Here is a 24,990-nt window from a genome sequence, read left to right as displayed (position 1 = left end):
ATTTAAACAACCTATTGATTTTTTGTTAAATTGTCGTAAGCTAATTCAACAAACCATTGACACTTTTTATTAGACCTTATTCTTCTTTTAAGAAGAAGGTAAGTTTACTGACCATCCTTTTACTCGCGCAGTTTACTTTCTCTCAAAATACGCCAATTACTATTTCGGGCGAATCAAGAACCTCCTCTGATTTTTTTAAGGATTTAGAGGATAAATCCAGTTATTCATTTTTCTACCACGATGATTGGATTGAAGATTTAGAGATAGGTAGAGACTTCGAAAACACATCGATTTCAGAAATTTTGAAGACTGTTCTTTCCAATACCCAGTTGAATTTTTATATTCTTGAAGAAGAAAAAAGAGTGTTTTTATTACAAAACACAGTAGTATACGACGAACTTCCCCCTAGTTTTTATCAAATAGAGGATTCCACAGGGAATACTGCTGTTGTGGAAAACCGTGGTAATTTACCCCCTCCCATATTTTATAATCAAGAAGTGTCACAAACGGCACAAAGGCTTCCTTTAATTAGGATAGGAAAGGCTGATCAGCAAAATTTGAGACCTACCTATACATTGGACGGACGAATAGTCAATGCTGTATCAGGTGAGCCAATACCTGATTTGGCCATTAGGGCGAAGGGCAGTGGTCGTGTAACGGTCACAAACGAGCAAGGTGAATATGAGATGGAGCTACCGGTTGGCTACAATGTTATTTCGACCAGTGCCATGGGAATTCGAGATTCTGAGAGGGAAGTAATCATGTATAACGATGGAAGCTTGAATCTACAATTACAGGAAAGTCTAGAGCAGTTGCAAGAAGTTGTTGTCGAAGCGGACGCAGTAAGCAATGTTGAGGAAGCAGTTTCGGGCAGTGAGGAAATCACTTCCGAAGAATCCAAAGATATACCGTTGGTACTCGGAGAGCGAAATATTTTGGAAGTGGCCAAGGCCTTGCCAGGGATTTCGTCTGCAGGAGAAGGAGCCACAGGATTAAATGTAAGGGGTGGAAAAACCGACCAAAACCTGGTGTTACTGGACGACGCAGTCATTTACAACCCAACGCATTTCTTTGGGATATTTCAGGCGTTGAACCCATTTACTACCGAGAAGGTGAACATATACAAAGGTGCGCCACCGGTTGAATTTGGAGGAAGACTATCTTCGGTACTCGATATTGAGACCAAAAATGGGGATACAGAAAAAATTTCGGGAGAGGGTTCCATAGGTCCCGTTACCGGTAATCTTGCGTTGGAAATCCCAATAAAAGAAGATACTTCATCATTAATTGTTGGTGCGCGCGGTGCTTATGCCGATTGGATTTTAAAAGCACTGGATGAAGAATCCTTGAACAATAGCGAGGCTTCCTTTTTTGATGGCATCGTAAAATACCATCATAAGTTTAGCGAAAACAGTGAAATCCGCGGTACAGCCTATTATAGTAAGGACAATTTTAGTATCACTTCCGATTCACTATACAATTACAGCAATCGTTTGGGTTCGGTAAGATGGGCGCACAAGCTCAGCGAGAAAAGCACTGGAGTGCTAACGGCGAGCAACAGTAATTATAATTTTGGTATTGATTATGAGGATGAGGGCAACAGTAATTTTGAACTGGATTACACCATAAACGAATCGGAGTTACGATATAAGCTAAATACCCGGTTAAATGAGGTACATACTTTAGATTACGGACTGTCGGCAAAATATTATGCTGTGGAACCGGGCAGTGTGGAGCCTAAGGGGTCAAACTCTAATGTAGAACCCATTTCCATTGACCGGGAGCAAGCTTTGGAAGGAGCCCTTTTTATTGGAGATGAATTCAAAGTGTCGGATAAGCTACTTTTTAATGTAGGAGCACGATATGCATTTTATGCAGCGATGGGGGAGGCCACCCAAAACACGTATCAAGAAGGTGCTCCAAGAAGCGAATCTACCGTGCAGGATACCGTAAGTTATGATAGTGGTGAATTCATCAAAACCTATGGTGGGCCAGAAGCAAGAGTTTCTGCTAGATATCTGTTTACCCCTGATTTCTCAGTGAAGGCAAGTTTTAATAATTCCTATCAATTTATTCATACACTATCTAATAATACCACGGTATCACCGATTGATACCTGGAAACTTTCAGATTTGAATATTAAGCCTCAAAAAGGATATCAGGCTACCCTGGGATTTTTTAAAAATTTCAAGGAAAATATGTACGAATTGAGCTTGGAAGGGTACTATAAACGAATGGATGATGTACTCGATTTTAAGACCGGGGCCGACTTGCTGCTCAATGAAAATGTGGAGACCGAAGTGCTTCAGGGGGAAGGAAAGGCATACGGAGTTGAGTTTCTTCTTAAGAAAAACAGGGGCGATCTAAATGGATGGCTCAGTTACACCTATTCCCGCTCAAAATATAGGTTTGATGGGGAAACCAGTGAGGAAAGAATAAACAACGGCGAGTTTTTTCCATCCAATTTTGATAAGCCGCATGATTTGAGTGTAATTGCCAATTATAAGTTTACAAGACGTTATAGCGTTTCTGCCAATTTTGTGTACCAAACGGGGCGTCCGATTACTTACCCTGTGGGAACCTTTAGGTTCAACAATGCAGATTATGTGACCTTTAGTGATAGGAATAAATTTAGGATACCCGATTATTACAGATTAGACCTGGGAATCAATATTGAAGGAAACCATAAAAAGAACAAACTGGCACATAGTTTTATTACCATCCAAGTATACAATGTGTTAGGTAGGAACAACCCATACTCTGTCTTTTTCGTTACAGAAGATGGAGAAGTAAAAGCATTACAGAGTTCCATTTTCGGGGTGCCTATTCCGTCCATAACGTATAATTTTAAGTTTTGATGGATTTTAAAAGCTATTTATATAGAATTGCTTTAAGCCTCTTGTTGCTTACGTCCTTTGTAGCATGTTTGGATGAGTTCGAAATCGAAACACTTGACCAAGGGGAGCAATCCACAGCCTTGGTTGTGGAGGCCGTACTTACAGATGAAATGATAACCCAGAAGGTATATTTAAGTCGGAGCAGTCTCCGCTTAGATCTGGAGACCGATACTGTTTATAATCCTTTCATTCCTTTGGGAAGCCGTCCTTTGGATTCTGTGGATATGGAAGAAGGCGCAACTGTACGTGTGTTTGGAGACGACGGTGCCGAGTACCAATTTACGGAAGGTAACGAAGGCGTTTATCTTTCCAATCAACCGTTTGCTTTGGAAATGGGTGTTGCATATACCTTGGATATAATGACAAGAAATGGTGTGGAATATATATCGGACCCATTAACTGTTCAAGGAAATTCCCAACTCACGAACATCTATGCTGAAAACGCTATTAATGATAACGGCGAGGAAGGGGTAGCCATTTATGTGGATAGTCAGCCTATGGAAGGAGAAAATCAATTTTTCAAGTATGTTTATGAAGAAACTTATAAAATAATACCTCCTTTTACTAGTGCATTTGAGTTCGTTTTAACTGATTATGATCCGTGTGCCCTGCCAGACCCTACATACAATTTGGAGGTTGTCCCAAAAACAGAAGAAAGCGTGTGCTTTAATACTGTTGTGTCCGATCAAATAGTACAGGGAAGCGCTTTGGGCGGAGCAAATTCCAATGCGTCCAGACAAATGGTGCGGTTTATTGGAAAAGATAACTTTATCATTTCCCATCGGTATAGCATATTGGTGCAGCAACAAGTACAATCGGCCGATGCCTATTCTTTTTACGAAACCCTAAATAGTTTTTCCCAGTCCGATAATATTTTTTCTCAGATTCAGCCAGGGGCATTGTACGCCAATGTGCATAGAAAAGATGGAACTGCAGAAAATGTTTTGGGTTATGTGGAAGCCGTAGGGGTGTCGGACCAAAGGCTCTTTTTTAATTACGAGGATTTTTTCCCGGATGAGGAATTGCCCCCTTTTCCTTTTAATTGTAATTTGTCAAGCCCACCAGAATCTCATATATCGTATTGTTTTTCAGGACCAACAGGACCTAATCCATGTCCTATTTCAATAATTGAGAGTGTGGATCAAGGTGTTATAAGCTTTTATGCATATTACAGTGAGGGTGCTGTTCCAACAGCCACTTGTCCAGGTCCATATATTGTAGTGCCCCGGATTTGCGGAGATTGTCTTCTAGGACAGAAGAAAGAACCAGAATTTTGGATAGAAGAATGAGTTTCAGAACGTACATATACGGTTTAGCTCTTATTTTCCTGGCTTACGCCTGTGTAGAACCTTTTGATGCAACTTCGGACATATTTTCCGATACCAGTATGGTTGGAACTTTGGTCGTTGAGGCCAATATAACAGATGTAGAGGCTATACAGAAAGTATTATTAAGTCGCATGCAGCGCGTGGAAAATGATAGTACGGTTAATGTGGAAGAGCAGAGGCTATTTAATGTGAACAATCCCATTGTGATTGAGCGCGGACTCGAACCTGAATTTGAAAATGGAGCGAACGTTGAAATTAGGACGGATAATGGTACGGTTTATCAATTTGAAGAAACCGAGGATGGAACCTACGAGTCCATAACTCCATTTAGAGCTATGTCAAATACCTCATATCAATTGTTTGTGACCACTGCCAATGGGGAAGAATATACATCTGACCCTATGGTGCTTCCCCAAACGTCCAATATTGATAATATTTATGCGGAAAGAATGACAAGTGATACGGGACTTGATGGCGTAGGTATTTTTGTGGACTCTTCCTTTTCACCAGATGGAAATAAATTGTTCAGATATGCCTACGAAGAAACCTATAAAATTATAGCACCTTACTGGACACCATATGAATTCGAAATTATACGAGACCAAACTGAATTCGTTTACGACGATTTGGGGAATGTGACGGAAACCTTATATCCCGATGTGCAATTGGTTCCGAGGGCAAGAGAAGAGCGCGTGTGTTACAGGACGGATTTTTCTGCCGGGGAAGTTTTGTTGAATGGGAACGTACTTAACGGAAATAGGGCGGAAAGGACCATGATACGTTTTATAGCCACTGATAATCCTATCATATCCCATAGATATAGTATTTTGGTGAGACAAAGAGGTGTTTCCAGAGCAGCATTCGATTTTTATGAGCAGCTGATCGCATTTTCTCAGAGCCAATCACTATTTAGTCAAGTGCAGCCTGGTAGTTTGGAAGGAAATGTATACCATATTGATGGTGATGTCCAGGTTATTGGTTTTTTTGATGTTAGTTCGGAGGTAAGTGAACGTCTGTACTTCAATTTTGAGGATTTGTTTCCGAACGAACCACTTCCGCCATATTTTGGAACGATCAATTGTGAAAATCCAATTGCTCCAATTCTCGGAAATCCGGAAAGGGATGGGCCTACCCCTCCAGAAGACCAATGCTCCACATTAATAGACCCAATCAAACTCGGGTTGGTCGAATTTTATCTAGATAATAATGATCCACCTGGCGAATGTGAAGGACCTTATTTGGTGGTCCCTACAATATGTGCTGATTGCAATGTGGTAGGATCTAACGTCAAACCCGATTTCTGGATCGATTAAAAACCCAGTTTATGAAAAAACAATGGATAGTATTTTTGATTCTTGCAGCTTTGACCATTCCGGTCCAAGCTCAATATGTAATAAGTAGTATAGAAGAACTTCAAAGCTTAAAAAAACTTCCCCAAGAAAAGGTGTATGTGCACCATACTGGTCCCATTGTATTTACGGGTGAATATTTACAATATGCCTTTTATTGCTTCAATGCACAGAGCAACCGTGCCAGTAATGTAAGCTTTGTTGGGTACGTGGCGTTGGTAAATCAGAAAGGGGAATATGTGGTTGAACAAAAAATTAGGTTACGGAAAGGTAAATCACATGGCGATTTCTTCGTAAATACAGATGTTCCTTCTGGTAACTATAAACTGCTTGGATATACCCAATGGATGAAAAACAATGGAATGGAGCAGGTATTCAAGGATGATTTGGTCATCATCAACCCATACCAAGTAGATCAGTCCCAATTGTTGTCTGATGGTGCAGATGGACAAATGAAGCTAGATGGAGAAATGAATCAACCTGCAGACTCATCCGTGGTACAAATAAAAATGGAGCAAGAAGTTTTCGGTACCAGGGAAAAGGTGACCATGGTCCTCAAAAATTACAAGGCCCAGTTAGGTTATGGGAATTACACGATAAGAGTTCAAAAGAAAAATGAAATGGTGGTCAAACCGCAGGCAAATGCTATTTCATATGCAAAAGATTATTTCAGTGCAAAAGGAGAATTGGAAAAAACGGTTGGCGACAGTCTTTTTCTACCGGAACAACGTGGGGAACTATTGTTTGGAAAGGTGATCGATGATAAGGGAAATCCAGTATCTGATGTCAAAATGGTAGTATCCATCCCAGGTGAAGAATTCCTTCTCAAATTTGCCGCTACAGACAGCAATGGAAATTTTTATACCTACTTAAGAAAGGATTACAAACAGGGTAGGGCCATTATGCAGGTTGGAGAAGATGCTCAGGATGTTGAAGTTTCTCTGGGTACAGTGCCCAATCTTGATGCCTCGGGATTGACCTTTAATCAGTTTCAATTAAAGCCAAGATATTCGGATGCGATTGAGCAACGCAGTGTTCATAATCAGTTGGAGAACCAATTTTTCTCCGTGAAACCTGATTCCATACTTTTGGGAACCCCGATAGACCCCTTTGATGGCGGAATTCCCGAAACCATTAATTTGGATGACTTTACACGCTTTCCCACTTTTCAGGAAACCCTTGTGGAAGTACTGAATTATGCGGGATATCGAAACAATCCGAATGGGAGCGATTATATACGAATTGCCCAAGATTTTGAAACGTACAATGAGCTGGCCAATGATTTTCCTGCCATTGTATTGTTTGATGGTGTCTATATTCCTGATCACGAAAAAATAAAAGACTTTGATGCAAAACAAATTAAGTCCATTAGTTTGGTGAGAGATCAGTTTAGACTGGCGGGCAGGGATTATCAGGGAATGATGGTAGTAAAGACAATAGAGGGAGATTTTTTCGAAAACTATGCTCCCGAACATGGTATTAATATTCCCATTAAAAAAACTATAGCCAAAAAGAACTATTTTAAGCAGAGGTATGCTTTGGAAGGTGAGAATAATCAACGTATTCCTGATTATCGAAGAATTTTGTTTTGGGAACCTCACATAGAAGTAGAGGAGACTGATTTGCAATTTGAGTTTTATACTTCTGACCTTACCGGGGAATTTGAAGTGGTTTTGGATGGATTTACCACTTACGGTAAGCCAATTGCGGTTTATAAGACCATCATTGTAAAAGAAGAGAGTCAATAATTGTATTTTTATACAATCAATTTTGCTGAAATAAAAACTAGACGACCATGAAAATATTCCGAGCCTTTATTATCCTAAGCATCTTAACCACCTTGACCATGTCTGGCATGTATGGGCAACGTAAGCTTGACGAACAAACTGTTACCGATTTACAAAAGACCAGTCAATATGCTATTGGGGTTAGTGATGAACGTCAATTTAAAGGAGCGTTGAGCATGTATGATTTTCTTGTGGAAAATGGAGTGGAAATAAAGGATTACGAAGTTGTTGTTAAAGGTAAAATAGTAAAGAACTTGGTCAAGGGGTCCGAATTGGAGGCCTTTTTTCAAAAATATAAATCCAAGGTTCGCGTGAGTATTTGTAGTGTGGCCATGGAAAAATTGGGTGTATCGGAAGACGAGCTGTTCGACGGATTGGAGCCAATACCGACTTGGTCGGTACGAATACTGCAGCTTCAGGCCAAGGGATATAACACCTTGACGTATTAAGTAAGTGCTTGCTCCAAGAATTAAAAAAAACATACTAAAAAAACCTGCAACAATTGTAGCAGGTTTTTCTTTTATATAAAGTGATAGCTATGAAATTAAGCCGAAACTAATCTAGCTTTAGCTCATTAATAAAGATTTTTAACTTCAAATTCCTGAAGGACCATGTCCTGTAAAGTTTTTAATTCTAAATTGTAGTTGACATTATTTTCCCCTTCATCATTCTTCAACTCCGCTAAAACTCCAAAAACAAAATTTTCTGCTCCGTATTGATTCCAGTCCTTTTGAAAATCTCTGTTTCCATGATTGCCAAACTTTAGCTCCATTTGATGTCTGTTCCATTTAGACTCCATATCCAGACTATTATCAACTAGAACTTTGTTGGTGCAGATATTTTTAACTTGAAAAACTCCCATTGGAAATTTCATTTGCTTGTACTCGTCCTTAAGTTCTTTTTTGGTTTTCATTTTAAATAAATCCTAATTGTTTCATTACTGTGGTCCTATCAAAAATTTGGGTGTGGCCACTGATCAAATCATCTTTAAAATGATAGATGGTCATCCCTCTTGTTTCGATTGCTTTATTTGTCGGTGGAATATCTCCTATGTTTCCAAGGTTTGTTCCAGTTAGAACCCATGTGGCCGCAACATAATGATGGTCCTCAATAGTAGAGGTAATTTCAAAGTTCATGTCCGGAAATGGGCCAAATGATCCTGATTGCATTCGATGTATAAACTCGGAATGAGACAGTGTTTTTCCCTCCCAAGGGTCAGTAGGGTCTAGGTGGATAGTATATTCTTCATGGAGATATTGTTCAACTTTATCTAGATTCTTTTTGTTCCAGATTTCCTCCATAAATTCTCTCAGAAAAAGGTCTTTGTTCATTGGTTTTTGGTGTTTTCGCTTTCAAATGCAACGGTCCTTTTTATTTGATTTTCTAGGTTCCATTCCAAAGGAAACCTTCTGTTTTTTAAATACTGGGCCATTGGTTCCAGTCCAATTTCAGCACGTCTTTTATCCACATTTTCAGGATCAACAATGGGCCAAACATCAAAGGTGTTTGTTTCGGGGTAGTACTTGATTTGCCCTCCATAAATTTGTAGTTCTCCACGATCCGTTGCAATTCGGTCCTCTGTTCGGGCCAATAACCATGGACTCAGTCGTTTGTTTTTAGTGGCTTGTCGCATTAACGGAAGGTATTTTAAGCGTGTTTCGGGACTACTGTGCTGCAAAACATTGCAAATTGTTATGTTGCCTTGCTCTCCAATCTCTTCCATGCTTGGCCAACCATCTTTTAATATTTCAGCTATTTTTTGTTCGTTAACACTATGGTTTTTTTTATAGATGGCTTGATATTTCTTGTACTCATCCGATTCGTCGCCATATTCTTGGAATGCCGAATCCCGCTTCCTGATCGGTACTTGTTCGGTTTGCCAAACCGTATCCAACATAGCAACAATGTCAATTGTATTTGGTTTTGCAGGTTGAACTTGATTTTTTTGCTCGTTTTTTCTAGCACAAGCCGTTACAATAATTGAGCAAAAGAAAACGGCTATTTTAAATCTCATCATTATAGATTTAGTGAGTTTGTTATTTAGCGTCATATATTTCAATAGCTTTTTTGATGACCTTCATTTGGGTTTGAATGGAGTTTCTTCTTCGGTAAACACTGTTGGTCTTAAAGGCTAAAATCACATCTATATTTGGATAAACAGTAATATTCTGCCCTAAGGCTCCTTGGGCGGAATAGGCATTCTTCAGTTTTGGATCGTTGGTGTTTTCTATGAGCCACCACATATAGCCATACCCCAAATCCAACCCATCTTCTTTAAGTAGGGGCACACTTTTTTGGGCTTCCGAATACGAAGTCCGTTGTTTTATTACTTCGTGTACCCAATATTCGGGAATTACTTGTACATCTTTCCATTTGCCATTACGCAGCATTAATAATCCGATACGGGCCATATCCCTAGTAGAAAACCACATGTGGTATGCGGGAAACTTGGAGATATTAGAATCACCACTTTTTTGTTGGAGTGTTCTGTCCCAATCTTGCATTTGTAAAGGTTTGGCCAATTGAGTTTCGATTTCGTCGTAGATATTATTTTGGGTCTCTTGCTCAAAAATGTGTCCGGCCACATTAAAATCCCAATTGTTGTACAACCAATGACTTCCCGGTGCAACCGAACCTCTTTCAGGAGCAAACCTTCGAAAATCACCGCCATTTGACCCTCTTAAGTATACCCCGGAACGAGCAGAGATCAAATCTTTAATGGTGGCCTTTTTTTCTTCGGGAAGGAGTTCCGTTACATCGGTAATACTTAACTCTTCCAACGTTTGGTCTAGATCGATGGTGCCATTTTCTACATATTTACCGTACAACATGGCAAGAATGCTTTTTCGGCAGGATGCTATGTAGCTGTTTTCATTAATGTTTCCATATTCCAATACAATCTGCCCTTTATGTACAAGAACCAAACCGGTAATGTTGGTGCTGTCTACAATATATCTTGTGAAATTGGACCTTTCAGCATCAGGCCAACCCATGGTTTCAGGATTTTCAGCTCTAGTCCAAGTTTCATCGGGAAAAGTTTGCGCTTTACTCTCGCAACTAGATAATAGGTAAGCCAAAGAGCAGATGATCCAAAGCGTTTTTCGCATTTCAATTTTTGTTTAAGTTGGATACTATTTTATTGAGTGTTTGCTTCAGTTGTGTAAGTTCTTCTTCGGATATTCCATCAAATGCTTTTTTTCTATTTTCGACGATTATCGGAGCTAATTTTTCCAGGACTTCCTTTCCTTTGGGTGTTAGTTCAATTTTGAATCTCCTACGATCATCTGGATTAATGGACCGCTGAAGGAATCCTTTTTGTACCATCAGGTCAATCATTCGTGTTAAGGATGCATTGTCCTTAAAAACCAATTCAGCAATTTCATTCTGATTTAACTCAGGATGGTCGTTTAGATACTGCAGAATCAACTTTTGATCTATGGTAATATCATCCACAACTTTTAAAAAATTCTTCCTGGAGAACTTTCTGTATGTTTTGATAGTACGTTCAATATGGTAGAAAACCGTTTTTGCCGGAATTTTCATATCAGTTATTTGATACAAATGTAATTGATATATCAAATAAAATAATATTGCCATACAAAATTGATTTTAAGCTTTCTTGGAGATTATAAAATTGCACTGTTGTCAATTAAAATCAATAGGCTTCTAAAAACAAAAACCCTTGCATGAATCATGCAAGGGTTTTGATTATTTTGGCATTGCTGCCCAGTGACCGCGGCAGGATTCAAACCTGCAACCTTCTGAGCCGTAATCAGATGCGCTATTCAGTTGCGCCACGCGGCCTTATTTAAGGGCTGCAAATATATTTCTTTTTAACTTTACCACAAAACCCTAGCATATAAAAAAATGGATTTTGCACCCTACATTCGTGATATTGAGGACTTCCCCAAGCCAGGCGTTGTTTTTAAAGACATTACCCCTTTATTAAAAGACCCAAAAGCCTTCCAAAAAGCAGGCGAAGCATTGTTGGGTTTAACTGCTAATATGAAAATTGATAAAGTTATTGGGGTAGATAGTAGGGGCTTTATTTTTGCCTCCATGTTGGCCGAAAAATTGGGCGCCGGTTTTATTACCGTTCGTAAATCTGGAAAGCTGCCCTTCCATACAATTTCTGAATCCTATGATTTGGAGTATGGCACAGGAACTCTTGAAATCCATTCGGATGCCATCGAAAAAGGAGACAAGGTTCTAATACACGATGATGTTTTGGCTACTGGAGGTACGGCTCAAGCAGTTTGTAAATTAGTAGAAAAACTGGGAGGCGAAGTGGTTCAATGTAACTTTTTGATTGAACTCACCTTTTTAAATGGTGCCGATAAAATTAATGGTTACGATAAGGGGGTACTTCTTCAGTACTAATCCAATGCTTTTTTAGTGACAAAATATCTCCAACCAATTATTACCAGTTGTAATTTGGATGCCTGAGAGAGGTCCAACCCTTTTTTGGTGTAAGAGGGGAGTAGGGCTTTGTTGATTTTTGCCAAAATCTTATAAAACATATCAATGTGTTGGTTATGGCAAATATAATTAAAGCAGTTTACACACTATTTTGGTTTGTATTACTGCCATAATCCTATCTACTTTTTAAATAAAAATTAGGGTTAGGAGTTGAACAAGAAGTGCGATGAAAAATTTTACGATTGCTATCATTATTTGACTGGTTTAAAGCTTAAAAAAACAATTATGCTACTGTTATATTTTCGAATATATAATGATAAAAGTCATGGTTCCAAGCGATTAGATAAAAATCTATGTAATTGCATACGAGATTGTATTCTTATAAACGGATGACGTCTACAACTGTAACTAGTTGCCTTGTAAAAAGTGACAATATGTAATGTTATATTGCATTAAATGTGATTAAATGTTAGAATTGTAGGGGCTTTTTGGGGTGTTTTTTGAAAACCTAGGGAAGTTTCGTTTAAAAAAGGGTCGATTTTGGAGTTTTCGTTTGGTAGCATAAAAAAAGAACCGCCTTTTTAGGCGGTTCTATGAACTATACAAAAAATGACTTTTCAGAAATTATTTATTGTTTTTGGTAGTTATTTCAACAACCCCATTTTTAGCTTTTTTTCCGTAGTTCTCCATGGCTTTATCACCTTTAAATACATTAATGCTTTCGATATTATTTGGAGAGATTTTTTTAACGTCCTTGGATTTTACTTTTTTACCGTCAACGATGTATAGCGGTTCACCCTTACCATCGTTATCTATAAAAAAGAAACCTGCATCATCGTCACTGCTGATGACCTCAATATCTTCATCATCATCCGAATCTTTGATGATCATCACATTCGTGCTTTTCTTTACTTCCACATCCTTATCGCCATCGGAGTCTATAATTGTCATAACATGTACCCCATCTTTTTTGCTCCCCCGTTTTTCAATCTTTACATGTTTGTTGTTATCCTCTCGCTTTATTATAAAAACACTTTCCTCTCCATCGTCGCTATCAAGTTGTATGTCCATGGTGTGAAGCTCATCTTCATCTACTACTTCCCCATTTATGGTTATTATCTTGGTTCCATCAACTTCTTTAACAATGATTTCTTTTTCATCGGACGTACTCCAGGTAACACCATCTTCATTCGTTTTATGCAAACGAAATTTCTTGTACTTGGCACTGCCAAAGGAAACCAAGTTGGCCTCATCATCATATAAAACCATTATAGGATCAATAGGGCCGTCAGAATTGGAGTTGTAATTGCCGCTAAAGGTTTCTCCCTTGGAGTTTTTGCCTCTTAGGTCGAGGGAGATTGAAATAATCTCTTTGTCATCATTTCTTACGGTGGTATAACTGAAATCAATATCGTCCTTGGCCAAATCTTTTTTGATTTTATCAAGCTCAGAATCTGATGTGTTTTTATCAATGGTCAGTTCAACTGTTTTGTCGTCCATTACACTTTCAACACTGTCGGAATCTTGGTATAGGTAGGTTTCTTCAATATTAAAACTTACAAGGAACAATCCCAACAAAGGAGCAACCATTAAGGTTTTTAGAACATTGATTTTTTTTGATTGATTTTGATTTAACATGACTATTCGTTTTTTGATTAATGAATTATAAAATGAATTGGCTAAACTATATTCTTGTTTGTCTACTGCTTGTTTGAGCATAAGATATTGGTAAGATTTCTTGTTTTCCGCTCCTGCTATGGCATAACGGTCGGCCAGATATTCCAAGTTTTGCTTTATGGCACTTTTGTACAACCACAATACCGGATTGAACCAGAAAAGAATTTTTAAAATTTCCAATAGTAAGATATCCAGGGTATGGTATTGGCGTGCGTGTACTTTTTCATGCTCCAAGACCGTCTGTAGCTCGTTGGGCTCAAAAAGTCTAGGATTGTAAAATATGTAGTTGAAAAAAGAAAAGGGAGATATCCGTTTTTCGGTGACCATATGCAAAAAGGGAGTTTCTCTTCGTATATGGGCAGTCTGGGATAACTTTTTCAATGCAATCAGTCTGATGATAAATTTGACCAACAAAAACACACACACTCCTATATATAAGGTGAAAAGTATATTCTCCAGCCTATAAATACTATTGTTGATGGTATTTGTGGTTGTTTGAATGGTATTTTCCCCTGTTTGAATAAGAACAGGCTTGGACACCATAATGGTTCTTTGGATTTTAATCAATGGAAATGTAAAAGCAAGTACCAATCCGGACAAAAGGAATAATCTGTTCTCGGTAAAAAGAGTGTCTTTTTTTAAAAAGATTTGATACACCGCCAAAAATCCTCCAGCGATAAGCGCAGATTGTAAAAAGTACATCAATATCGGTTCCATCATTTTTTCTTTTCGATTAAGTCAATGATTTCCTTTAGGTCCTTAACGGATATTTTTTCTTCCTCTGCAAAATGTGACACCAAGCTTTTGAACGAATCATTATAGTAATCGGCAATAGCGGAGTTCACATATTTCTTCCGGTACTCCTCTTTGCTCACTACAGGGAAATAACGGTGGGTGTTCCCAAACGCCTCATAATCCACAAATCCTTTTTCCTGTAAGTTTCTCACAATAGTGGATAAGGTGTTATAATGTGGTTTTTCACCCCGTATTTCCTCAAGTATTTCTTTTACAAAAGCCTTTTTCAGCTCCCAGAGGATTTTCATGATTTCCTCTTCCTTATTGGTTAATTTTTGCATGATGTTCTCATTATCTGCCCAAACATAATACTAATCTTATAGTTAAACAACTATTTTTATAGTTTGTTAACTATTTTTATAGTTTTTCTTTTTAAAAGAACCTTCTTTAGTGAGTAGATCTTCCATTATCTTTGCACGAAAATTTACTTTTTTGGGAAATCTACTTTTTATTGTTTTAGGATTGATTCTTCTTATCGCAGGAGGGAATTGGTTGTTGAAGTCAGCGGTGGCTTTATCCTTACGATTATTCATCCCAAAAATTGTTATTGGTATGACCGTGGTGTCTTTTGCCACCTCGGCCCCAGAGCTTATTGTAAGCATAAAAGCGGCATTGGATGGTTTTCCAGATCTTTCTTTAGGCAATGTGGTAGGGTCCAATATTGCCAACTTGGGACTGGTTTTGGCCATTACCGTAATTCTGGGCAGTATAGATGTTAGAAAGAGTTTTTACACTACCGACTGGCCAGTGATGATTGTGGCTTCCCTAATGTTCTGTGGCTTCATTTATTTTGATGGGGAACTTCAGCGATACGAAGGAATTATCCTTGTTTCATTTCTTTTCGTCTTTCTAGTGTATCTGCTAAGGTTTCAAAAAACCGCAGTTGTTGATGAAATGCCGGAAGATGACGTTCCGTTACCATTATATAAGATTGTACTCTTCTTGGGAATCGGGGGAATCGCACTTTGGGGTGGCTCGGAATTGCTTATTGACGGCGCGGTGGGTATGGCCTCCACATTTGGAGTTAGTGATCGTGTAATAGGGATTACGATTGTATCCGTAGGAACAAGTATACCTGAATTGGCAGCATCCGTTATAGCCGTGCTTAAAAAGGAGAAAGCGATTTCGTTGGGAAACTTGATTGGTTCCAATATTTTCAATTTGTTGGCTGTGTTGGGGATAACTTCTATAATCACACCAATAACCGTAATGGATGAAGGGTTGTTGTCCAAAGATATCTTCTGGATGCTCGGTATATCCTTTCTTATATTTCCTTTGGTGTTCTTTCCAAAGGGGTTACGATTGGGGTGGAGAGATGGATTGGTTCTTTTGGCATTTTATGCCACTTTTATATACATGACCATAAAATAAAAACCGCCCCAAATAGCGGGACGGTTTTCATCTATAATCAACAACTAATTTATATACGTGTTTATACGTCTGCGGATTTTACCGTTTTAACAATCACGGCCGCAACTTTGTATGGATCGGCGTTAGAAGCAGGTCTTCTGTCTTCCAACCATCCTTTCCAACCTTTCTCAACAGTCATAATTGGAATTCTTATGGAGGCACCCCTATCGGAAACACCATAGCTGAAATCTGTAATAGAAGCAGTTTCGTGCTTACCGGTCAACCTTTCATCGTTGTACTCACCGTAAACTGCGATGTGCTCTTTGGTTACAGGACGGAAAGCTTCACAAACTTTTTCGTAAACTTCTTTGGACCCGCAAGTTCTCAATAAAGTATTGGAGAAGTTTGCGTGCATACCGGAACCGTTCCAGTCACCTTTAACAGGTTTTGGGTGGTACTCAATGTAGTATCCGTAGCTCTCGGTCAATCTTTGCAGTAAGTAACGGGCAACCCAGATTTCATCACCTGCTTTTTTGGCACCTTTGGCAAACAATTGGAATTCCCATTGTCCGGCGGCAACTTCTTGGTTGATACCTTCGAAATTAAGTCCTGCATCCAAACATAGGTCGGCATGTTCTTCAACAAGGTCTCTTCCCCAAGTGTTTCTTCCGCCAACGGAACAGTAGTAAAGACCTTGTGGGCCTGGATAACCACCTACAGGGAATCCTAGTGGAAGACCCGTCGCAGTGTCCATAATAAAGTACTCTTGCTCAAATCCAAACCAGAAGTCGTGATCAGCATCGTCGATGGTAGCTCTGGAATTGCTCGCGTGTGGCGTTCCGTCAGCATTTAATACCTCGGTCATTACCAAATAACCATCTCTTCTTGCGGGATCTGGGTAAATGGCAACAGGCTTCAACAAGCAGTCAGAGGAACCTCCTTCGGCTTGTTTTGTAGATGAACCATCGAAAGACCACATTGGGCAATCTTCCAGTTTGCCACTAAAATCTTCTTCTATTCTAGTCTTACTTCTAATGTTGGCGGTTGGTTCATAACCATCCAACCATAGATACTCTAATTTAGATTTGCTCATAATTCTGGTAGTTAATCGTTCTCAATTTTATGATTAACAAAAATAGTTTTTTCATTTTATTATCAATGTTTTATGGGGTTAAAATCACAAACTTGTGCTTATTATTTATATTACCCCTGTTTTAATAAGGGTTGACTGAAAAAAAAGTAATTTTTGAAGTATATATTATTAAATTCTTAATTGTAGATTTGAAAACTAAAGATTGTTAAAAATGCCAAATACAAGATTTCAAGCCTTGGTCGAAAGCCGCAATAGGGAACATGCCAATATCAACGAAACAGGTAAACGATCTGACCTTTTTGGTAAGAACGTTTTTAATGAAGACAAGATGCATCAATTTCTTACTGAGGAAGCTCTTGACAAAGTAAAGTCCGCCATTTTTCAAGGCACTAAAATAGATCGGAAAATCGCCGACCAAGTGGCCGAGGGTATGAAAGCCTGGGCACTTTCTATGGGAGCAACCCATTATACCCATTGGTTTCAGCCATTAACCGGGGCAACCGCAGAAAAGCACGACGCTTTTTTTGATATTCTCCCTAATGGAAGAGCGATGGAGAAATTTGGAGGAGCGCAATTGGTTCAGCAAGAGCCCGATGCTTCTAGCTTTCCCAGCGGTGGAATCAGAAACACTTTTGAAGCAAGGGGATACACCGCCTGGGACCCTACTTCTCCGGCATTTGTTTATAAAACAACACTCTGTATACCTACCATATTTGTAGCTTACACGGGGGAAGCCTTGGATAATAAAGCTCCCCTTTTAAGAGCTTTGCATGCTGTGGACCAAGCTGCTACGTCGGTAGCACAATATTTTGATAAAAACGTAAGAAAAGTACATGCCACGCTTGGGTGGGAACAAGAGTATTTTTTGATTGATAAATCACTAGCCAACTCCCGTTTGGACCTATCCGTAACAGGGCGAACTTTGGTGGGGAGTTTTTCTGCCAAAGGTCAGCAGTTGGACGATCATTATTTTGGAGTGATTCCACCACGGGTTCTCGGCTTTATGAGTGAACTCGAAAAGGAATGTACCAAACTCGGTATTCCTGTCAAGACCCGTCATAATGAAGTAGCGCCGAACCAGTTTGAACTTGCCCCGGTTTTTGAGGAGGCCAACCTTTCCGTAGATCATAATTTATTATTGATGGATGTAATGGAGGAGATTGCCGATAGATACAATTTTTCGGTACTCTTTCATGAAAAGCCATTCTCTGGAATCAACGGGTCGGGTAAACACAACAATTGGTCTTTGGGTACCGATACCGGGGTGAACCTCCTGAGTCCTGGCAGTACGCCCATGAAGAATCTACAGTTTTTGACCTTTTTTGTGAATACCATCAAAGCGGTGGATACTTACGAAGAATTGTTAAGGGCCTCCATTGCCTCTGCCAGTAATGATCATCGATTGGGTGCCAATGAAGCACCACCACCCATCATTTCCATATTTATAGGTAAACAATTGAGCGATGTGCTCGATGAATTGGAAGGTGTTTCCAAAGGAAAATTATCTCCACAGGAAAAAACCGAGCTTAAACTCAACGTGGTAGGGAAGATTCCCGAGATATTGTTGGACAACACCGACAGAAACCGAACCTCACCGTTCGCTTTTACAGGGAACAAGTTTGAAATGCGAGGCGTTGGTGCCAAAATGAACTGCGCCAAGCCCATGACCATGCTCAATACCATTGTGGCCAAACAGCTTACCGACTTTAAAAAGGAAGTCGATGCCTTGATCGACAAGAAAAGTCTAAAAAAGGACGAGGCAGTTTTCAATGTGCTTAGGGAATACATCAAAACCTCGAAACGTATTCGTTTTGAAGGTGATGGTTATGGTGTTGAATGGCAGGAAGAAGCAAGGAGACGAAAACTGAGCTTCAATAAAAACACACCAGAAGCACTCCAAGTAATCACATCAAAGCAAAGTCTGGAGCTTTTTAAGCAGATGGATGTGATGAGCGAAGTGGAACTCAAAGCCCATAAAGAGGTAGAGATGGGCGCTTATATTTTCCATATTCAGATTGAAGGACGAGTATTGGGAGAAATGGTCTATAACCATATTATTCCTGCTGCTGTAAAATATCAAAATCTATTATTGGAAAACATTCATGGATTAAAAGAGGTCTATGGAGCCGCACATAAAAAAGTAGCGGATGGACAGTTGAACATTCTTGAACAAATAGGTGAGCATATCATTGAAATCAAAAAGCTTACGGATGAGATGGCGGATGCAAGAAGACGAGCCAATGGCATGTCCGTAGTAGATAAAAAAGCCCAGGCCTATTGCAATAATGTTAAGCCTTATTTTGATAAGATCAGGGAGCATTCCGATAAATTGGAAAAACTTATCGCCGATGAATTCTGGCCATTTACCAAATACAGGGAAATGTTGTTTTCTAAATAAAAAAACGTCCTAAAGGAAAAGACGGAAAGCATGTCAATAATTTGATGGCTTTCCGTTATTTTTGCCCAAACCATTCATATGTCGTCGGATACCAGTAAAAGATATGCCCAGCGGGGTGTTTCCGCCTCCAAAGAAGATGTGCACAACGCCATCAAGAATATTGATAAAGGCCTTTTCCCCAAGGCGTTCTGCAAAATTGTTCCCGATTATTTAACAGGTAGTGAGGAACATTGTTTGGTAATGCATGCCGATGGTGCAGGAACCAAATCCTCTTTGGCATACATGTACTGGAAGGAAACCGGGGATATTTCAGTTTGGAAAGGTATAGCTCAAGATGCACTTATTATGAATGTGGATGACTTGATCTGCGTGGGTGCAACTGACAATATTATGTTGTCTTCAACCATAGGGCGAAACAAAAACTTGATTCCTGGTGATGTAATTTCAGCTATCATCAATGGAACCGAGGAACTTATTTCCGATTTGGATAAGCATGGGATTACCATTCGTTCCACTGGAGGGGAAACTGCCGATGTGGGTGATTTGGTACGTACCATTATTGTTGATTCCACGGTAACCGCTCGAATGGAACGAAAAAATGTCATCGATAATTCCAATATCAAAGCTGGAGATGTAATTGTAGGTTTGGCGTCCTTCGGAAAGGCGAGTTACGAAACCGAATACAACGGAGGGATGGGCAGCAATGGATTGACTTCGGCCAGACATGATGTGTTCTCCAAATATCTCGCCGAAAAATACCCCGAAAGTTTTGATGCTTCCGTTCCTGAAGAATTGGTGTATTCCGGAAATACAAAATTGACAGATGAGGTACCTGATTCACCTCTCGATGCAGGAAAATTGGTGTTGTCTCCAACGAGAACCTACGCACCCATCATTAAAAAAGTATTGGAACAATATTCTTCCAACGAGATTCATGGTATGGTGCATTGTAGTGGTGGGGCGCAAACCAAGATTCTTCACTTCGTAGAAAACCTACACATTATCAAGGATAATATGTTTTCCATTCCGCCTTTGTTCAAATTGATTCAAGAGCAATCGGGAACGGATTGGAAGGAAATGTACCAAGTTTTTAATTGTGGCCATCGCATGGAGTTGTATGTAGATGAGCAAGTTGCGGATGAAATCATTGCTATTTCCAAAAGCTTCGAAGTAGATGCACAAATTATTGGTCGCGTAGAACCCTCGGAAAGCAAAAAACTGACCATTCAGAGCCAGTACGGCAAGTTTGAATACTAGCATACGATTTGTCTTGAAATAGCGTTCTTATTTATAAACCTCATGCTATGGAAAGAAAAGAGTTTCTACGAAGTTTGGGGGCAGGCGCAGCCTTTGCCCTCGCATTCCCCTGTTTACAAGGATGTTCTAAAGATGAAGTTGATGGTGATCTGGTAGAAGAACCTACAGGTGTCGATTTTACGATAGACCTTACTTCTTCGGAAGCCTCCAACCTTTCTGAAAATGGTGGATTTATATTGAAAAATTTAGTGGTGGTAGTTAAAAACCTTGAAGGGGAATATGTGGCTGCCAGCCAAGTTTGTAGCCATCAATCCTATGATCAGGTGCGTTTTGTAAATCAAGATGGGGGAATATTCTATTGTGATGTTCATGGCTCTCGTTTTGACCAGGACGGAACTCCTTTAAATCAAGTGGATGGTGCCGCTGCGAAAGCACTCAAGGTTTATAACACTGAACTTAATGGTTCCATTTTACGGGTGTATGAGTAGTTTTAAATCCCAAATCGTATGAAACAGTTATTCTATTTAATAATTTTTACCTTTTCTGGCATACTTCAGGCCCAACAATGGCAAGATAGTTTTGATGATGCCCTTACCAAGGCTGCTGATGAGGACAAACCCATTGTTTTGGTGTTTTCCGGTTCCGATTGGTGTGCGCCGTGTATCCGTTTAAAGCGTCACATTTTTGATGCCGAGGAATTCAGAACCTACGCTGTGGAACACTATGTAATGTATGATGCTGATTTTCCACGAAAAAAGAAAAACCAATTACCACAAGAAAAATTAAACGTAAATAAGTCGCTAGCCGAAAAATATAACCCAAAGGGTTATTTTCCGTTGGTGGTGGTAATGGACAAAAACCAAAATGTTTTGGGCACCACTGGTTTTGTAGCCCGAACCAGTCCCGAAAAATACATCAAGACATTAAATAAATTTCTGAAATGAAAACTTTGATTGCCTTAGCCTGCAGCTTTTGTTGTTTGTTGTCATTTGGGCAGTCTCGGCAAACGGATGTCACTGTAAAAAAAACCTTGAAATTGATGGGGACCCGGTTTGAGATTACTGTGGTAGCTCCAAACGAGGAAATAGGCTATATCAATATTGACGAAGCCGTTTCGGAAATTGAACGTATAGAGAAGATAATCTCGTCCTGGAATAAGGACTCCGAAACCTCATTGGTCAATAAAAATGCGGGAATTAAACCAGTCAAGGTAAGTCGAGAACTCTTCAATTTAATCGAGCGATCCATCAAAATATCAGAAATAACCGATGGCGCTTTTGATATCACTTATGCCTCCATGGATGAGATATGGAGATTTGATGGAACTATGGACAAAGTTCCTTCTGAAGAAAGCATTAGAAAATCCGTTTCCAAAGTCGGCTATAAAAAAATTCAGCTAGACCATGATAACCAGACCGTTTTCTTGCCCGAAAAGGGTATGTGTATTGGATTTGGCGCCATTGGTAAAGGTTATGCTGCCGATAGGGCCAAAGATCTTTTGGTTTCCAAAGATGTAAAAGGCGGAATCATTAACGCTTCGGGAGATCTTACTACTTGGGGAACCAAAGTAACGGGTGAAAAATGGTTGGTGGGTATTGCCAACCCTTTGAGCAAGGACAAAGTGTTTAGTTGGTTGCCAATAATAGAATCCTCTGTGGCTACATCGGGGAATTATGAAAAATATATTATTCTGGATGGGGAAAAGTATTCACATATAATAGACCCACGAACAGGGTATCCTACACGGGGGATAAACAGCGTGTCGATATTTGCCAAACAAGCAGAGTTATGCGATGCTATGGCCACGGCCGTATTTATCATGGGGCGAGATGTTGGTTTGCACATGATCAACCAGATTGATGGTTTGGAAGCAGTTGTTATCGACGCTGAAAACAAAGTTCATAAAAGTTCAGGAATCATGTTCGATACGAATTAGTACATTTAAAGTATGGGAAGACCACTTTTCTTATTGTTGCTTTTGATTTTTTCGAGTTCCTGCGTTGCCGTTCGCGAGTACGACAAGGTTTATGTGAATGATGATGAGATGCAGTTGAGCGCAAGACCATGTGAACGCTTCGAGACCAATTTTCATATTTATAGGGAGGCTTCCGCTGGTGCCAACGGGGGCAAAACAGGTGGTGGATGTGGATGTAATTAAAGAGATAAAAGCTATTCAAATCAGATGAATCAGACATCCAAATCAACAAAACTCATTTTTGTTTTAATATTGTTTTTGATGGTATCCGTGAGTTGGGCGCAACAAAATGATGCTTCATATAAGCGTCGGGTATTAGAGGCAAGCGAGGTGGATTTGCTTTTCAGTTATTATAGTCAAGATGGACAGAATGCTGCGGTGACTGGAGGTGAAGGTACCGAGGAACTGACTGATGCTACTTCAAGTATAGTTTTGCGAATGCCCATGAACGAAGATGATATTTTGACGGTGGATGTTGGATTGTCCGCCTATACTTCGGCATCCTCAAGCAATGTAAATCCTTTGGATGGTGGTCTCAATGTTACTCCTTTTGATGCCTCATCCGGAGAATCTCGAAAGGATTTGTTGGCCTATATCAACCCATCATATTCACACAGTTCAGATGACAGGAATGCTATTTGGAGTGCCAATGCTTATTTTTCATCGGAGTACGATTATTTTTCAATTGGTTTTGGAGGTAGCTATACCAAATTGTTCAACGAAAAGAATACGGAAATCACGCTAAGTGGGAAAGTATTTTTGGACAAATGGAATGCTGTTTATCCTATTGAACTTCGTGATGGTTTCTTTGATGACCGCATTACAGGAAATGGAACTTACAATCCTATTTTTTCAGAGTTTGAAAGCGAGAACAGGAACTCCTATGCACTGTCATTAAGCTTTTCCCAAATTTTGAGTCAAAAATTGCAAGGCGCCCTATTTATAGATGTGGTTTCCCAAAACGGGTTGTTGAGCACGCCGTTCCAACGGGTGTATTTCTCGGATTTTGAAGATTTTTATATTGATGATTTCCAATTGGCGGACAATGTGGAGCAATTGCCCGATAGTCGATTTAAGATACCCGTGGGTGGTCGTTTAAATTATTATTTGAACGATTTGGTAGTGCTACGTTCCTATTACCGTTTTTATTGGGACGATTGGGGCATTAGCTCCCACACCGCAAGTCTGGAAGCTCCATTCAAGTTGACCGATAAATTCACTTTGTATCCGACTTATCGATACTATACCCAAACTGCAGCAGATTATTTTTACCCAAAGGAACAGGCGTTGTCTACGGATGATTTTTATACTTCGGACTATGATTTGTCCAATTACAATGCCCATCAATATGGGATAGGGGTGCAGTACAAGGATATTTTTACGAGAGCCCAAGTCCTCAATTTTGGATTGAAGACCATCAACCTACGATTTAGCCAATATGATCGGAGTGATGGCCTCAATGCCTTCATCGTCACTCTTGGGACTACTTTTGTTGGTAACTGACCTCATTTAGTTGGAAAATAATCCAACTAAAAAATCGTAAATTCGCATTCCTATAGGAGGATTGATTTATGCTAGACAAACTCAACATCGTAAAACAGCGTTTTGACGAGGTTTCGGACCTTATCATACAGCCCGATATTATTTCGGACCAAAAGCGTTATGTAAAACTGAACAAGGAGTACAAAGACTTGAAGTTGCTCAGCGACAAACGCGACGAATACATTACCCTTACCAACAATATCCAAGAAGCCGAAGAAATTATTGCCGATGGAAGTGATGCGGAAATGTTGGAAATGGCCAAAATGCAATTGGATGAGGCCAAAAGTGCCTTGCCCAAGTTGGAAGAAGAAATTAAATACCTGTTGATTCCCAAAGATCCTGAAGATGAGAAGAACGTGGTGATGGAAATCAGGGCGGGAACTGGTGGAGATGAAGCCAGTATTTTTGCGGGAGATTTGTTCCGCATGTATACCAAATATTGCGAATCCAAAGGATGGAAGACCAACGTCATCGATTTAAGCGAGGGTACCAGTGGTGGATACAAGGAAATCCACTTTGAGGTGAATGGCGAAGATGTATACGGAACTCTTAAGTTTGAAGCAGGGGTGCACCGTGTGCAGCGTGTGCCACAGACCGAAACCCAAGGTAGGGTGCATACCAGTGCGGCTACCGTGATGGTGATTCCCGAAGCGGAAGAGTTTGATGTGCAGATTGACCCCAAGGATGTACGGATAGATTATTTCTGTTCTTCAGGGCCTGGTGGACAATCGGTGAACACAACCTATTCTGCGGTGCGTTTAACGCACGAACCTACAGGGATTGTGGCGCAATGTCAAGATGAAAAATCCCAACATAAGAACAAGGACAAAGCCTTTAAGGTACTTCGCTCCCGTTTATATGATATGGAATTGGCCAAAAAACAGGCCGAAGATGCTGCCAAACGTAATTCGCAGGTAAGCAGTGGTGACCGTTCGGCGAAAATCCGGACGTACAATTATCCACAGGGTAGGGTGACCGATCACCGAATTGGTCTAACACTTTATGATTTACAGAATATCATCAACGGCGATATCCAAAAAATTATTGATGAGTTGATGTTGGTGGAAAACACCGAGAAACTCAAAGAAGCTTCGGAAATATTTTAATCTGTTAATTCTCAGTT

Annotated in this window: 24 protein-coding genes and 1 tRNA gene; 15 read left to right on the top strand and 10 right to left on the bottom strand. The window is 39.8% G+C overall.

Annotated elements, in window-relative coordinates; translation table 11 throughout:
• The first annotated feature begins 56 nt into the window (after positions 1-56).
• Genes D2V08_RS13365 through D2V08_RS13345 form a run of 5 tightly spaced genes read left to right on the top strand, consistent with a single transcriptional unit; the run spans position 57 to position 7,810 of the window.
• The gene (locus D2V08_RS13365) at positions 57-2,858 is read left to right on the top strand and encodes a TonB-dependent receptor (RefSeq protein ID WP_119608662.1); all 2,802 of its coding nucleotides are present in this window, start codon (positions 57-59) and stop codon (positions 2,856-2,858) included.
• Complete coding sequence (locus D2V08_RS13360; RefSeq protein WP_119608661.1) at positions 2,858-4,186, top strand: DUF4249 domain-containing protein; 1,329 nt, start codon at positions 2,858-2,860, stop codon at positions 4,184-4,186. The genes D2V08_RS13365 and D2V08_RS13360 overlap by 1 nt, the downstream gene beginning before the upstream one ends.
• Complete coding sequence (locus D2V08_RS13355) at positions 4,183-5,538, top strand: DUF4249 domain-containing protein (RefSeq protein WP_119608660.1); 1,356 nt, start codon at positions 4,183-4,185, stop codon at positions 5,536-5,538. The genes D2V08_RS13360 and D2V08_RS13355 overlap by 4 nt, the downstream gene beginning before the upstream one ends.
• Before the next feature lie 11 nt (positions 5,539-5,549).
• Entirely contained in the window at positions 5,550-7,322 is a 1,773-nt protein-coding gene (locus D2V08_RS13350; RefSeq protein WP_119608659.1) for a hypothetical protein, read from the top strand.
• Positions 7,323-7,369: 47 nt separating this feature from the next.
• Positions 7,370-7,810 carry a DsrE family protein gene (locus tag D2V08_RS13345; protein ID WP_119608658.1) on the top strand — a complete coding sequence of 147 codons (441 nt, stop codon included), beginning with the start codon at positions 7,370-7,372 and terminating at the stop codon, positions 7,808-7,810.
• A 125-nt stretch (positions 7,811-7,935) separates the two neighbouring features.
• Here the strand turns inward: D2V08_RS13345 and D2V08_RS13340 are convergent, their stop codons facing one another.
• The 6 genes from D2V08_RS13340 to D2V08_RS13315 form a co-directional block, all read right to left on the bottom strand.
• A complete protein-coding gene (locus tag D2V08_RS13340; RefSeq protein WP_119608657.1) occupies positions 7,936-8,274 on the bottom strand; it encodes a GIY-YIG nuclease family protein in 339 nt (112 codons plus the stop codon).
• Between the two features lies 1 nt (position 8,275).
• Entirely contained in the window at positions 8,276-8,692 is a 417-nt protein-coding gene (locus D2V08_RS13335; protein ID WP_119608656.1) for an ester cyclase, read from the bottom strand.
• Positions 8,689-9,378 (bottom strand): DUF6624 domain-containing protein, encoded by a 690-nt coding sequence (locus D2V08_RS13330; RefSeq protein WP_245980589.1) that lies wholly within the window; start codon positions 9,376-9,378, stop codon positions 8,689-8,691. The genes D2V08_RS13335 and D2V08_RS13330 overlap by 4 nt, the downstream gene beginning before the upstream one ends.
• Before the next feature lie 19 nt (positions 9,379-9,397).
• Positions 9,398-10,468, bottom strand: coding sequence for a serine hydrolase domain-containing protein (locus tag D2V08_RS13325; RefSeq protein ID WP_119608655.1), 1,071 nt, complete (start codon positions 10,466-10,468; stop codon positions 9,398-9,400).
• A gap of 1 nt (position 10,469) precedes the next feature.
• The gene (locus D2V08_RS13320) at positions 10,470-10,904 is read right to left on the bottom strand and encodes a MarR family winged helix-turn-helix transcriptional regulator (protein ID WP_182835552.1); all 435 of its coding nucleotides are present in this window, start codon (positions 10,902-10,904) and stop codon (positions 10,470-10,472) included.
• A 187-nt stretch (positions 10,905-11,091) separates the two neighbouring features.
• Positions 11,092-11,165: transfer RNA gene (locus D2V08_RS13315), tRNA-Arg, on the bottom strand.
• 63 nt (positions 11,166-11,228) lie between these two features.
• Between D2V08_RS13315 and D2V08_RS13310 the strand changes: the two genes are divergently transcribed.
• On the top strand, positions 11,229-11,741 hold the full coding sequence (locus D2V08_RS13310; protein WP_119608653.1) for an adenine phosphoribosyltransferase: 513 nt from the start codon (positions 11,229-11,231) through the stop codon (positions 11,739-11,741).
• On the opposite strand, the gene D2V08_RS13305 is transcribed toward D2V08_RS13310, so the two are convergent.
• From D2V08_RS13305 to D2V08_RS13295, 3 genes are all read right to left on the bottom strand, one after another.
• The gene (locus D2V08_RS13305; protein WP_119608652.1) at positions 11,738-11,881 is read right to left on the bottom strand and encodes an SsrA-binding protein; all 144 of its coding nucleotides are present in this window, start codon (positions 11,879-11,881) and stop codon (positions 11,738-11,740) included. The genes D2V08_RS13310 and D2V08_RS13305 overlap by 4 nt on opposite strands.
• 523 nt (positions 11,882-12,404) lie before the next feature.
• Entirely contained in the window at positions 12,405-14,177 is a 1,773-nt protein-coding gene (locus D2V08_RS13300) for a M56 family metallopeptidase (RefSeq protein WP_119608651.1), read from the bottom strand.
• Positions 14,174-14,533, bottom strand: coding sequence for a BlaI/MecI/CopY family transcriptional regulator (locus D2V08_RS13295; RefSeq protein WP_119608650.1), 360 nt, complete (start codon positions 14,531-14,533; stop codon positions 14,174-14,176). Before D2V08_RS13295 ends, D2V08_RS13300 begins: the two co-directional genes overlap by 4 nt.
• A 151-nt stretch (positions 14,534-14,684) precedes the next feature.
• Between D2V08_RS13295 and D2V08_RS13290 the strand changes: the two genes are divergently transcribed.
• Positions 14,685-15,623 (top strand): calcium/sodium antiporter, encoded by a 939-nt coding sequence (locus tag D2V08_RS13290; protein WP_119608813.1) that lies wholly within the window; start codon positions 14,685-14,687, stop codon positions 15,621-15,623.
• A gap of 61 nt (positions 15,624-15,684) precedes the next feature.
• Here the strand turns inward: D2V08_RS13290 and D2V08_RS13285 are convergent, their stop codons facing one another.
• Positions 15,685-16,695: a glutamine synthetase beta-grasp domain-containing protein gene (locus D2V08_RS13285; RefSeq protein ID WP_119608649.1), complete on the bottom strand. Its 1,011-nt coding sequence runs from the start codon at positions 16,693-16,695 to the stop codon at positions 15,685-15,687.
• A gap of 211 nt (positions 16,696-16,906) precedes the next feature.
• Here D2V08_RS13285 and D2V08_RS13280 point away from each other — a divergent pair, with 211 nt between their 5' ends.
• From D2V08_RS13280 to prfA, 8 genes are all read left to right on the top strand, one after another.
• A complete protein-coding gene (locus tag D2V08_RS13280) occupies positions 16,907-19,093 on the top strand; it encodes a glutamine synthetase III family protein (protein WP_119608648.1) in 2,187 nt (728 codons plus the stop codon).
• A gap of 78 nt (positions 19,094-19,171) precedes the next feature.
• Positions 19,172-20,350, top strand: coding sequence for an AIR synthase related protein (locus D2V08_RS13275; RefSeq protein WP_119608647.1), 1,179 nt, complete (start codon positions 19,172-19,174; stop codon positions 20,348-20,350).
• A gap of 47 nt (positions 20,351-20,397) precedes the next feature.
• Entirely contained in the window at positions 20,398-20,838 is a 441-nt protein-coding gene (locus D2V08_RS13270; protein ID WP_119608646.1) for a QcrA and Rieske domain-containing protein, read from the top strand.
• An 18-nt stretch (positions 20,839-20,856) separates the two neighbouring features.
• Positions 20,857-21,294, top strand: a complete 438-nt coding sequence (locus tag D2V08_RS13265; RefSeq protein ID WP_119608645.1) for a thioredoxin family protein — start codon at positions 20,857-20,859, stop codon at positions 21,292-21,294.
• Positions 21,291-22,286 carry an FAD:protein FMN transferase gene (locus D2V08_RS13260; RefSeq protein WP_119608644.1) on the top strand — a complete coding sequence of 332 codons (996 nt, stop codon included), beginning with the start codon at positions 21,291-21,293 and terminating at the stop codon, positions 22,284-22,286. Before D2V08_RS13265 ends, D2V08_RS13260 begins: the two co-directional genes overlap by 4 nt.
• A gap of 12 nt (positions 22,287-22,298) precedes the next feature.
• Positions 22,299-22,508, top strand: coding sequence for a DUF4266 domain-containing protein (locus tag D2V08_RS13255; RefSeq protein WP_119608643.1), 210 nt, complete (start codon positions 22,299-22,301; stop codon positions 22,506-22,508).
• Positions 22,509-22,532: 24 nt separating this feature from the next.
• Complete coding sequence (locus tag D2V08_RS13250; protein WP_119608642.1) at positions 22,533-23,828, top strand: DUF3570 domain-containing protein; 1,296 nt, start codon at positions 22,533-22,535, stop codon at positions 23,826-23,828.
• Between the two features lie 68 nt (positions 23,829-23,896).
• Positions 23,897-24,973, top strand: coding sequence for a peptide chain release factor 1 (gene prfA / locus D2V08_RS13245; protein WP_119608641.1), 1,077 nt, complete (start codon positions 23,897-23,899; stop codon positions 24,971-24,973).
• Positions 24,974-24,990 lie beyond the last annotated feature (17 nt).

The organism is Flagellimonas lutimaris, assembly GCF_003581615.1.
Classification (GTDB): Bacteria; Bacteroidota; Bacteroidia; order Flavobacteriales; family Flavobacteriaceae; genus Flagellimonas; species Flagellimonas lutimaris.
Note: the sequence above shows the minus strand (reverse complement) of the source record. Positions and strands in the feature narration are given on the sequence as shown.